The organism is Syntrophobacter fumaroxidans MPOB (genome assembly GCF_000014965.1).
Taxonomy (GTDB): Bacteria; Desulfobacterota; Syntrophobacteria; order Syntrophobacterales; family Syntrophobacteraceae; genus Syntrophobacter; species Syntrophobacter fumaroxidans.
Genome location: NC_008554.1, coordinates 3,776,369 through 3,787,872 on the forward strand (window position 1 = coordinate 3,776,369; position 11,504 = coordinate 3,787,872).

The window sequence follows — 11,504 nt, forward strand, 5'->3', positions numbered from 1 at the left end:
TTGTACGTCTGACGGGCACATCGGTCCGTACAAGGGGCGGAGTCTATCCCCGCCCGCGTCAACCTCCCACGGGGCAGGTGTTGTGTCATCTTGAGCGCACCTCGGTGTGAATGGGCCTCCCGGAGCGGCAGCCCGCTCGAACCGTTACGCGCAATCCCGCTCACCTCCCGCATGCGACCAGGGGTAGAGGAGGGACTCCGATGGAAACCACTGAGGCTATACTAAATCAATCTTCCCCAATTGAGTACATTCTTGTTTATGCTGGTCTGCAAATCGGGCTGAACGAGCTCGTGGCCCTTCGGAACAAAGGGCAGGTAGGTCAGGCCGTATTCTTCCACCCGTGGCCGTATTCTGCCAAGCAGAGGGAAGAACGCTCTTTTCGGGGCGACCATGGCGAACAGGATGGTCTTGATGCTTTCGACGGCTTCGGCGGCAGGTAGGGTCACCGGGTGCAGGAGCAGGCTGCCCGGTTCCGCGCTCGGCCCCTCGTCCAACGAATTCGAGGTGAGAAGCTTGGCGAGCCGCAGGAAGACCCGGGGTTGAATCTTGAAGGCGGGGATCAGGAAGTGCAGATCGCGGTCGGCTTCACCGGCCCGGGCTATTTTGGGCATATTGGCGAGCCGCACCAGATCCCCGAAGGAATCGAGCTGCAATCCTTCAAAACGCGTACGAAGCTTCCAGAAAGGCAAATGAATCGCCGAAGGGTTCGAATCGAGGGGCAGGAAAAAGGAGATCCTTTTCAGTTCGCCCCGGAGGTGCTCCCAGGCGGAGCCGCAGTTTCTGCAGAGCAGAACCAGGCCGTCTCTCTCGGTCTCCAAATCCCAGCCGCAGTGCGGACACAGGGTCGATGAGAACGTGATCGGCCAGTCGAAGGAGGAATCCGGGTCGAGCTCCGGGGCGTCCTCGACATCGGCCGCGCAGAGCGGGCGGTTGAGGACGGCGTCCAGGACGGTGCGGCCCTCGACGAACACCGGCGTGTAGATCGCGCTCACCGTTTCACCGATGAACGCTTCGTAGAGCCCCCGGGAAATCCTTTCCGAGGCGCCCTGAAACGTATCATCCACTTTCATGGAAAATACCCTGACGGGCGCGCCGGGTTTGATGAAACGGCCTTCCGGTTTCGGTGCCGCGAATTTCAGCCGCATCACCTGCGGCCTCAAACCTAGGGACGGAGGAAGGTTTAGCGAATTCACCGCCAGTTGGTTGGAATCGACGATCCGCGCGCGGACCCCTTCCTCCGTGGAGGAAAAGACCATTCCCTTGAATCTCCAGTACGGGATGAAGAGCAGGTCGGGACGACTCCGCGCGGGGGGAAGGTAGCACCGGCAATGGCCGGGAAACGAGATGGTGAGCTTCACCCGGCAGAACTCGCACGACAGCACGCGATCCGTCTCCTCCAGTACAAGGGGAGCGCCGCACTGAGGGCACTGTTGCTCGATCTGCCAGCTCTGAAGGCTAGATTCGCTCACCACATTGATTGCAGTAAATGGATTCGGCCAGATTTTCCGTCCCGCATCCGGGACACTTCCTCGACGGTTTCTTCGCCGCCACGGCGCGCCCGCAGGATGGGCAGAACCTGGCGTTGGGCGGCAAGTCGCTTTTGCACTCGGCGCATTGAGCGAAGATCACCAGGTGTTGCCCGCAGCTGGGACAGAACCTGGAATCCTTCGGGATGACCTGCCGGCACGCGTGGCATGTGTAGACCGAGGCCTCGGCCTCCGACTTCTGCATGGCGGCTCCGAACAGCGCCGGCATCATCATCCCCACACCCATGCCCACCCCGGCCGCGGCTTCGCCGCGGGACTCGGAAGCCTTCTCGAGCGCCATGGCGGCTTTCATGCGCGTGAGCTTTTCGAGGTCGTCGAAGATGGCCAGGCGACTCTTGTCGTCGATGGCCTTCTGCACATCCGCTGGCGGGGTGATGGAATTGATGTAGAGTTGTGAAAGCTCCAGCCCGAAATGACTGAAATCTTCCCGCAGTCTGCCGATCAACCCGTCGGAAAGCTCATCGTACCTGCCCGGAAGGTCGAACACCGAATCGAGGTTTTCCCCCATGTGGTCATTGAAGCGGGAGACGATCACGCGGTTGAGGTATTCCTCGATTTCCTCCCGCATGTAAATGCCCTGGGTTCCGACCAGGCTGTTGATGAAAAGAACCGGCTGGATGACCCTGACGTTGAAGACTCCGAAGGCTCTGAGCCGGATCAGCCCGAGTTTGGAATCCTTGAACGCGACGGGATCCCGGGTGCCCCATTTGAGGTTCGGGAAGACTTTCATATTGACCATGTACACTTCGGCTCGAAGCGGACTGGTCAGAGCCCAGGGCAAACTGAGCACCTTGGTAAGGACCGGGATGTTCCCGGTGACAAGCGTGTGCCGGCCCGGGCCGAAAGCGTCGTAGGCCTTCCCGGAATAGAAGAAGACCGCCGCCTGGCTCTCCCGCACGATGAGCTGCGCTCCGTACTTGATCTCGCCGGACCCCGTTTCCGGAATCCTGTGAACCATCTCCTTGCCGCTCTCATCGAACCATTCCAAGACTTCAAGGAATACAACGTTGTTGGTTCCCATGCGTGGCTCTCCGCCTTTTTTGCAGGATTTTGGCCTGAATTTTCAAATGGTGTTGCGGCGCGTGATTTGCGGGACCGCACTTATGATTCGGTTCTTTCCCCGGACGAGATGAAACAAAACCACACTCAGAGGAGCAGACAGACCTGGGCGCGCTCCTGGAGATCGACCCGTATTTCGTAAACACCTTCCCGGAACGAGCTCTGGACCAAGAAGCCGGTTTTTTGGAAGACTCCGAAAACCCGTTCATTTCCGGCGGAAATGTAAGCGACCAGTCTCTTTACGCCATTTTTGCGGGCCCCTTCCGCCATGTGGTGCACGAGGACCGTGGCAAGTCCCTGACGGCTGTGTTCGGGATGCACGGCGAAATCAACCTCGGCGGTCATGGTCGCCTCATCCAGAACATATCGCGCGATGGCAACCACCCGCTGCGAGGACATTTCTCCCACCAGGGCGATGAGGCTCATCTCCCTCCGATAATCGATGTTCACCATGCTTCGGACATCGTAGTGCGGGAAAACCTTCATTACCGACAAGAAACGGATGTAGCTCTCGCTCTTGGGCAGTGAGTAGAAAAACTCCTTTATCGCGCGCTCGTCGGTGGGTTTGACGGGTCTGATAAAGACTTTCGATTGAATGTCGAACGAATGGGACACTTCCCAGTCGAGGGGGTATACGGCCCTGGTGCTGGGCCCCCGCGACACGTCGGCCTGCAGGTAATTCAACGTCTCGGCGGCTTCCATCAGTTCCTCGCGAAAGTCGGGATGAGCGATGCCGATCAGGGCCAGGGCCCGCTCGCGGGTACTCCTCCCCAAAAGATACGCCGACCCGTACTCGGTCACCACGTACTGCACCCCGCCGCGAGTCATCACGACGCCCGACCCCTCCGTCAGGACCGGCACGATTCTCGATGTGCTTCCGTCAAGCGTCGTTGAAGGGAGAACCATGATCGCCTTCCCGCCGCGCGACCCCCGGGCTCCCCGCAGGAAATCGATCGCTCCGCCGACGCCGCTGTAGATTTCATATCCCATGGAATCCGAACAGACCTGGCCCGTGAGATCCACTTCGAGCCCCGGGTTGATGGACACCATCTGGTCGTTTTCCGATATGACCAGGTAGTTGTTCGTGTACTCGATCGGATGGAAGGCCACCATCGGGTTGTTGTCCACGAAATCGTAGAGTTCCCTCGAACCCAGACAGAAGCTCGTGACGATCTTCCCCGGGTGCAGGGTCTTGCGGGCATTGGTGATGACCCCCTTCTTGACCAGGTGCATGTAAGCGTCCGTGATCATGTCCGCATGAACCCCGAGATCCTTTTTGTTCTCGAGGGCGTACAAGACCGCGGTGGATATGCTGCCCACCCCGACGCGAATGGTGGAGCCGTCTTCGATGAGCGTGGCCACATGCCGGCCGATGTCCTGGGCGATCGGGTTCATGAGCGGCAGGCCGACTTCGAGCAGCGGTTCCTCGTGTTCGACCAGAACGTGGATATCGCGGATGTGGATGAAACTGTCCCCGAGCGTCATCGGCATTTGAGGATTGACCTGGGCGATCACGAGCCTGGCGCTCTCCACCGCCGCCTTCACGATGTCCACCGCGATACCGTAGCTGCAAAACCCGTGTTCGTCGGGAGGGGAAACCTGGATGAGCGCCACGTCGATGGGCATCGCGCCGCTGCGGAACAGCGCCGGAACGTCCCCGAGATTGATCGGAGTGTAGTCGGCTCTGCCCTGGGCCACGGCTTCGCGGCTGGCCGACGCCACGAAGAACGACTTCAGGCGGCACTTGTCGAATCCCGCTTCCGTGTAGCGCGTCTTGCCCACACTCAGGATGTGCAGGATCTCGAGGTCCGCCAGCAAGGGAATGGCTTCTTCCAGGGCCTGGGCCAGGTGCTGGGGCTCGCTGCACCCCGAACCGATGAAGACCCGATGCCCCCGCTTTATAGCTTCAATGGCCCGCTCGGCGGTAGTCAGTCGCTCTTTGTAAAGAGAGCGCCAGGAAAGCGGCGAAGAGAACTCGAAGGCTCCCCGGCTTTCATTTCCTGCTTCCGTATCGGAGTTTCTCATGGAACCGTCCCTGCATGCTGTCGGCCGAAATCAGGCTCGCGCCGCCGGCGCGCTTCGATTGAGATACAAACCCAGGATGACGGCCGCAACGATCATGAAAAAACACAGGATATGGCCCATGGTGAAATAACCCAGCAGATAACCGATCTGCGGGTCGGGCTCTTTGAAGAATTCCAGAATAAACCTGAAGAGACCGTAAAAGAACAGAAAAAACACGAGCATCATTCCGTCCCGGAAGGGTTTGCGGCGAAGGTTCCACAAGATGACGAACAGCACGAGGCCTTCCAGGAGGGCTTCGTAGAGCTGGGTGGGGTGGCGCGGGACGGGCCCCCCCGTGGGAAAGATCATCGCCCACGGAACATTCGACGGAAGCCCGAGCAGCTCCGCATTGATGAAATTGCCGATGCGGCCGAACCCCAGCCCGATGGGAACAGTGACCGTGGTGCTGTCCACCACCACCCCGAAAGGGACCCGTCTGCGACGGCTGAAAATCCAGGCGGCCAGGACAGCGCCGATGAGCCCCCCATGAAAGGACATCCCGCCATGCCAGGTGGCCATGATTTCAAGAGGGTTCTTGAGGTAATAGCCGTAGTTGTTGAACTCGTAGAAAACGACGTAGCCGAGACGCGCACCGATGATCAGGCCGACGGCCAGGTAGAAAATCAGGTCCTGGGCCACCGTGCCCACCAGTCCGACTTCCTTCGATCGTTTCTGCTTCTGGATGAAAACGTAGGACATCACGAAGCCGACGACGTACATCACCCCGTACCACCTGATGCTGATAGGGCCCACGGCCCCGAGCCACGGCAGGTTGAACGGGCCGAACGAGACGATCTCCGGATTGATGTTCGGGTATGGAATCATTGCCTGAGAAATCTCTCCTGTCGGATGGTTGCGTTGCCAAACCTTGATGGAGGCGAACTCCATCGGCGCGCAGGGACGATCGTCCCGTTCCGCCCCACCGGGTATTTAACCCCGTGCGGCTTTCCCATCAAGGGGCGAGGCTTCCGAAAGTCCCTTCGCGCTCGAGGATCGGCCAGGCGGAAGCGGACGCGCGTCCCGCTCGCGGGAATCGTTGCTGCGGACGTCGGCCGTGCCGGTGCGGGTCGCCGTGATACGAGGCGGAATGTGCCGCCGATTCGAACGGACACTAGCACAGGGTACCGGTCCGGTCAAATGCAACCACGGGACCGGCGGTCTTGAAGGTCTTTCGGGAAGTGATACCGGGCACCTGTCCACCTTGCCGCCCAAATGCGGAAAACCTGTGACGGCAGGCCCTGCCCCTGCCTGCGCGGACGGTGAGATCACCGGCGAATTGCAGGAGCTCGCCGCCCGGATGAACCGGTTTTGAATCTCGCGGGAGGTTTGCGCTTCCAGCGAAAGAACAGGCCGCGGCGGATGGATTCCTGTTGTCGCCATGTACGGGAGCGGTGTTTGACAGCCTCCCCGCGGTGTGACATACTGCACAATTCGAGAATCGATTGTAGCCGGCAACCGGCTTTTTTCGGAGTGACGAAACGTGGAAGGTCTCGGTACAGACTGCGCCTCTTGCTGGATAGAGGGTCGAAATGAGCCTGCGGATGGTCGCTATCCCCTTGTGAATCCGGCGGACGGGAGTTGTATCGGTTACGCGGCGACGGCTGACGAGCGCCTCGTGACGCTCGCGCTCAAGAGTGCCGACCGAAGCCTGGGGGTCTGGAAGTCCACGCCTGCGCCGCGCCGTGCGGAGCTCATGCATGCCTTGGCGGAACTCGTCCGCGGGCATGTCGACGAGTTCACCTCGCTGGTGAGCACGGAGGTGGGGAAACCCGTCCGGTCCGCGAAGGAAGAAGTCCTGAGCGCGGCCGGCCTGATCGATTATTTCGCGGAGGAAAGCCTGCGCCTGACCGGGCAGATTCCCTTGCTCGGATATCATCGCGAGCAGGTGATGATCGTGCGGGAACCCGTAGGGGTGGTGGTGGCCATCACGCCTTACAATTACCCGTTGAGCACGCTCGCCTGCAAGATTGCTCCCGCCCTGTCCGTGGGTTGCACGGTGGTGATGAAACCCGACGAACACACCCCCCTGAGCACGCTTCGGCTTGCTCAGCTGGCCTGCCGGGCCGGCATTCCGGAGGGGGTGCTGAATGCGGTCACGGGCCCCGGCCGGCCGACGGGTCGCCTGCTGGTGGACAATCCCGTCCCGCGCCTCATCACCTTTACCGGCAGCACCGAAGTGGGCAAGGAGATCCTGATGGCCAGCGGCCGTTGGGTGAGAAAGACGATCCTGGAGCTCGGGGGAAACTGCCCGGCGATCATTTGCTCGGATGCGCCCTGGGAGGAACTGCTCCCCCAGTTGCTCATGCAGAGCATGAAAAATTCCGGCCAGTATTGTTATCGCGTGAGCCGCTATTATGTTGCTGAGGAGATATACGCGGACTTTCTGGCCGAGTTCGTTGCCAAAGCGGCCGCTCTGCGCGTGGGACATCCCGCAAGTCCCGAGGTTGACCTGGGACCGCTCAACAATGCGGGCGTTCTTTCCAGGGTCCGCGCACAGGTGGATGTCGCCGTCAAGGAAGGCGCCCGAGTCGTTCTCGGCGGAAACGATGTGAAGATCGGCGCAGCGGGTTTTTTCTATCCCCCGACGGTTCTCACCGGAGTCGATGCGTCGATGAGCGTCGTCGGCGAGGAAATCTTCGGCCCGGTGGTGATGATCAGGCCTTTCAAAAGGATCGAGGAAGTGATCGAGGCGGCCAATGCGACTCCTTTCGGTCTCGCCGCCTATCTTTTCACGGGAGATATCGCCGAAGCGCTCAAGTGGGCCAACCAGCTCGAGGTCGGGAGCGTTTGGGTCAACAGGATCCACCAGGCATATTCCCAGGCCCCGTTCGGAGGCATGAAGGAGAGCGGGCTGGGAAGAGAGAAGTCCCGGTTCGGCGTCGAAGAATACACGGAGCTCAAGACCATCTATCTGTCCTACTGAGCGTGTCCGTACGAAATTCTTCAGGATGCCCGCCTCACCCCCGGGCGTCGAAACTCGACTTCTTCAACGTAACGCAGGTGTGTCATGTTCGGGGCGCCCCCCCGCGGCATGAAAAATCGATACGTTCAACACAACTTGGAGCCTGAGGCGGGCTGGTTCGACCGGCAACCGCACCAAGGAGAAAACATGCAGCCGATCGTGTGTGTCGTTGGAGCTTCCAATTCCGGCAAGACAACCTACCTGGAAAAGCTGATCCCCGAAATGGTGCGGAGAGGGTATCGGGTGGGAACCGTAAAGCATGACGTTCACGGATTCGAAATGGACCGGGAGGGCAAGGATTCCTGGCGGCACCGGCAAGCCGGGGCTTCGGTCATCGCCGTCTCGTCGCCCTCCCGGATCGGCATGATCCGTGAAATGAGCGGTGAAATGGAACTGGAAGAGCTGGCGGGCCGATATTTCTGGGATACGGACATCATTCTGACCGAGGGTTACAAGAAACTGCACTATCCCAAGGTCGAGGTTTTTCGCGCCGCCGTCGAATCCAAGCCGATCTGCGGCAAGGAGGACAACCTCCTCGCAACGGTCAGCGACGATCCGGTGCCGACGGACATGCCCGTCTTCAAGTTTGCCGAAGTCGCCCGACTTGCCGACCTGATCGAAGACAGGTTCCTCAAACCCCGCAAACGGCCTCGGGTATTGGTGCTCCTCGACGGCCGCCAGCTTCCCATGAAGGATTTCGTCAAGGATTTCCTTGCGGAAGGCATTCGCGGAATGCTGTCCACGCTCAGAGGATGGAAAGGTCAGAAAAGTATCGATGTGCAAATTCGACTGGGGGATGAGTGATTGATCACGGGAGCCGTGCTGGCCGGCGGGAAGAGTCTCCGCTACGGACGGAACAAATCGCTGGAGGTCTTTGAGGGCAGAAGGCTCATCGATCGCATTGCCGAATCGATACGTGCCTTTTGCGCGCCGGTTTTCATCGTCGCCAACGATTTGAGTCCCTACTACGATGTCGACGCCACGCTCGTCCGGGACATCATCCCTCACCAGGGGCCCCTCGGGGGGATCTTCACGGCCCTGTTGTTCAGTCCCAATGAATGGGTGTTCGCCAAGGCGACGGACATGCCCTTCCTCGTTCCCGCCCTCGTGGAAATGATGCTGGAGTGCAGGGACGGATACGATGTCGTCGTTCCGGTTTCCCGCGGCCAACACGAGCCTCTGTTCGCCCTGTACCACCGGCGCTGCACACCGGCCGTGGGCCAGGCCCTCGAACAGGGGGAAAAGAAAATCGTGTCCTTCTATGGGAAAGTGCGGGTTCACGCGCTTGCGGAGGAGCAGTGGCGCCGCGCGGACCCTGAAGGGCTGAGTTTCCTCAATGTGAACACGCCTGAGGATATGGAAAAGCTCAAATGGATTTGAAAGAAGCCGCAGCACTGGCGCTGAGCATGACGCCCCGTCCCGTGGTGGAGGACGTCGGGCTGCAGGAAGCCCTGGGCCGCGTGCTCGGCCGAAGCATCGCGGCCGGCCGCGATATCCCGGCCGAGGCCCGGTCGCGGCTGGACGGCTATGCCGTTCGAAGCGAAGACCTGGCCGGAGCGGCTGCCGCCGCTCCGGTGTCTTTGCGCGTCCTTGCCGGGGTCTTCCCCGCCGGATACGCGTCGGAAACGACGGTCGGGCCGGGTTGGTGCGCCAGGGTCCTGACGGGCGCCCCCGTACCGTGCGGAGCGGATCTTGTAATCCCCCAGGAGAAGGTCTTTCGGCGTGACGACCTGGTCATTCTGGAAGAGCCGTTTCCACCCGGGCACGGTCTCATTCCCGGGGGAGGCGATATCCTGGAAAGCGAAGCGCTGCTGGGAGCGGGCGAGGTCCTCGGGCCTACCCGGCTGGCACTCATCGCCGCCCTGGGGCATGTGACCGTCCCCGTGTACCGCAAACCCAGGGTCGCGTTGCTGGCGACCGGCGATGAGGTCAGGGAACTCGGGGAGAGTCTGGACGGTCCCTGGACGTACTGCAACAATCGGCAGCTGCTGGCGGCGCTCGTTGTCGTGCACGGCGCAGAGGCCGTGCAGCTTGGGGTGGCGAAAGACAATCCGGCATCGATCGAGGAACGGCTCCGGCACGTCGCCGCGGACCTGGTCATCAGCACCGGGGGCATGGGCAGAGGAGACCGGGACTATGTGCTCGATGCCTGGAACAACCTGGGGGTGGAACTCCACTTCTCCGATCTGAACATCTCCCCCGGGAAGAGGAGCGCCCTGGGTTCGAGGGGCGGACAGCTCCTGTGGGGTCTGCCGGGCAATCCATGGGCGGCTCAATTGGTTTTCGAAGAACTCGTGGCGCCGGTCCTGTGGAAAACGGTCGGAATCGACCGCACGCAGAGGCCGCAAATCCGGGCTGTCCTGACCTCCGCCGTCAAGAAGAAAAAGGGACTGTATCTTGCGGTGCGCGGATTCCTGGGGATGTCGTCCACGCCCCCCACGTTTACCCCCGTCGCAGGCGGGGAGGGTTCCCTGTTCTCAAGGCTGAGGAACAGTTTTGCTTATACTCTTTTGGCGCCCCATGTGGTAGAAGTGGCAGCGGGGAATGAAATCCAGGTGCGTTTGCATGACTTCCCCCTGCTTGCCAGGCCCATCCTGTGTCAAACGGATTTCCGGGTGGGCGATGCGTCTGGCGGAACAGGCTCAGGTCCGATCCTTGACTGAAACAGCGCAGATCCGGCACAGCTGATTGAACCAGGCTTGAGGTCCCCATTCACCGTACTGCCGATCGAGAGGTTGTCATGCTCAAAGGGACCCCCATTGAGACCGGCTACTACAACCTGTTGGAACGTCTCATCGTTCCGAAGCTCGTGCGTTTCCACCTCACGCCCAACCACATTTCCCTCATGGGGCTGGTTACGAGCATGCTGGCCGGGCTCGCGTTCGTTTTCTTCCCCCTGGTGGGCGGAATCCTGACTTTGCTCACGGGGTTGCTGGATACTCTGGACGGTTCGCTGGCAAGGGCCACCGGACAGAGCAAGAAATTCGGGGCCTTTCTCGATTCCATCCTGGATCGCTACACCGAGCTCATCATCTACCTGGGCATCTGGACCTATTTCTACAGACAGGATGCCAAGACACCCTTCTTCTCCCTGCTGATCCTGTTGATCCTGTTCGGTTCGCTCATGGTGAGCTATACAAGAGCCAGAGCGGAAGGGCTCGGAGAACGCTGCCTGGTGGGTTTCTTTCAGAGGGGGGAAAGGATCATTCTGCTGGGCCTGTCCGGCATTCTGAATCCTTTCGTGAATCTGATCGCGAGCTCCGGGTGGACTCGCGACCTGATGCTCTTTGCCGGACTCCTGATCCTGGCCGTCGGCACCAATTTGACGGCCCTCTGGCGGTTCCTGCACGTGCTGAACAAGCTGCGCCCCTGATCCCGGGGAGCAGAGGCGGTGCATCCCTCTCCCCGGAGGCGCCTTTTGCCCGCCGTCGAAGGACGGCGGGCCGACTCAGTTGGAATGGACCGTCTTTCTCAGGATGACTCGGTCGTCCTCTCGGTATATTTCGAACGAATCCCCCACGCCGAACCCCAGTTGTTCGATGAGGAGAGCCTTGTTCAGGGTGATGCTGCCGCTTTGCCCGATGGTCCTGAAATTGGGCGTCTTGATGAGTGTGGAGGCGGACGGCACGGGCTTTTCCCGCCGCCGTACCGCCGAGCGGTCGGCCATGGGGTTTTGGGGTTTTACCGCCTCCCGCTTGTTGAATTCGAGCTGAGGAATCTCTCCCAGTTCCATCAGACCTTGCAGGTACAAATCCTGGACCTCGCTCTTGAACTTGATTCCAAAAAGTTTTTGAACGGATTCAAGTGAGCGTCCGTTGCGAATTTCATTCACCACGAGCTTCGCATCGATGTTCTTGTATTCGATTTGCATT

At 60.3% G+C, this 11,504-nt stretch carries 10 protein-coding genes; 5 read left to right on the forward strand and 5 right to left on the reverse strand.

The genetic code is table 11. The features are described from left to right. Positions 1-221 precede the first annotated feature (221 nt). From SFUM_RS15885 to lgt, 4 genes are all read right to left on the reverse strand, one after another. Entirely contained in the window at positions 222-1,469 is a 1,248-nt protein-coding gene (locus SFUM_RS15885) for a hypothetical protein (protein ID WP_150109537.1), read from the reverse strand. Beyond that, positions 1,456-2,568, reverse strand: a complete 1,113-nt coding sequence (locus tag SFUM_RS15890) for an SPFH domain-containing protein (protein ID WP_011699867.1) — start codon at positions 2,566-2,568, stop codon at positions 1,456-1,458. The genes SFUM_RS15885 and SFUM_RS15890 overlap by 14 nt, the downstream gene beginning before the upstream one ends. Positions 2,569-2,693: 125 nt before the next feature. After that, entirely contained in the window at positions 2,694-4,631 is a 1,938-nt protein-coding gene (locus SFUM_RS15895) for a GNAT family N-acetyltransferase (protein WP_011699868.1), read from the reverse strand. A 30-nt stretch (positions 4,632-4,661) separates the two neighbouring features. Then, positions 4,662-5,495 (reverse strand): prolipoprotein diacylglyceryl transferase, encoded by an 834-nt coding sequence (gene lgt / locus SFUM_RS15900; protein ID WP_041442898.1) that lies wholly within the window; start codon positions 5,493-5,495, stop codon positions 4,662-4,664. Positions 5,496-6,150: 655 nt separating this feature from the next. On the opposite strand from lgt, the gene SFUM_RS15905 reads away from it, so the two are divergent. From SFUM_RS15905 to SFUM_RS15925, 5 genes are all read left to right on the forward strand, one after another. Next, a complete protein-coding gene (locus SFUM_RS15905) occupies positions 6,151-7,593 on the forward strand; it encodes an aldehyde dehydrogenase family protein (protein ID WP_011699871.1) in 1,443 nt (480 codons plus the stop codon). A gap of 186 nt (positions 7,594-7,779) precedes the next feature. Further along, on the forward strand, positions 7,780-8,436 hold the full coding sequence (gene mobB, locus SFUM_RS15910) for a molybdopterin-guanine dinucleotide biosynthesis protein B (RefSeq protein WP_011699872.1): 657 nt from the start codon (positions 7,780-7,782) through the stop codon (positions 8,434-8,436). Next, positions 8,437-9,012: a molybdenum cofactor guanylyltransferase gene (locus SFUM_RS15915; protein ID WP_011699873.1), complete on the forward strand. Its 576-nt coding sequence runs from the start codon at positions 8,437-8,439 to the stop codon at positions 9,010-9,012. Then, entirely contained in the window at positions 9,003-10,295 is a 1,293-nt protein-coding gene (locus SFUM_RS15920; RefSeq protein WP_011699874.1) for a molybdopterin molybdotransferase MoeA, read from the forward strand. The genes SFUM_RS15915 and SFUM_RS15920 overlap by 10 nt, the downstream gene beginning before the upstream one ends. A gap of 77 nt (positions 10,296-10,372) precedes the next feature. Then, positions 10,373-11,005 carry a CDP-alcohol phosphatidyltransferase family protein gene (locus SFUM_RS15925; RefSeq protein ID WP_011699875.1) on the forward strand — a complete coding sequence of 211 codons (633 nt, stop codon included), beginning with the start codon at positions 10,373-10,375 and terminating at the stop codon, positions 11,003-11,005. Between the two features lie 75 nt (positions 11,006-11,080). On the opposite strand, the gene SFUM_RS15930 is transcribed toward SFUM_RS15925, so the two are convergent. After that, on the reverse strand, positions 11,081-11,503 hold the full coding sequence (locus tag SFUM_RS15930; RefSeq protein ID WP_011699876.1) for an AbrB/MazE/SpoVT family DNA-binding domain-containing protein: 423 nt from the start codon (positions 11,501-11,503) through the stop codon (positions 11,081-11,083). Position 11,504: the final 1 nt, after the last annotated feature.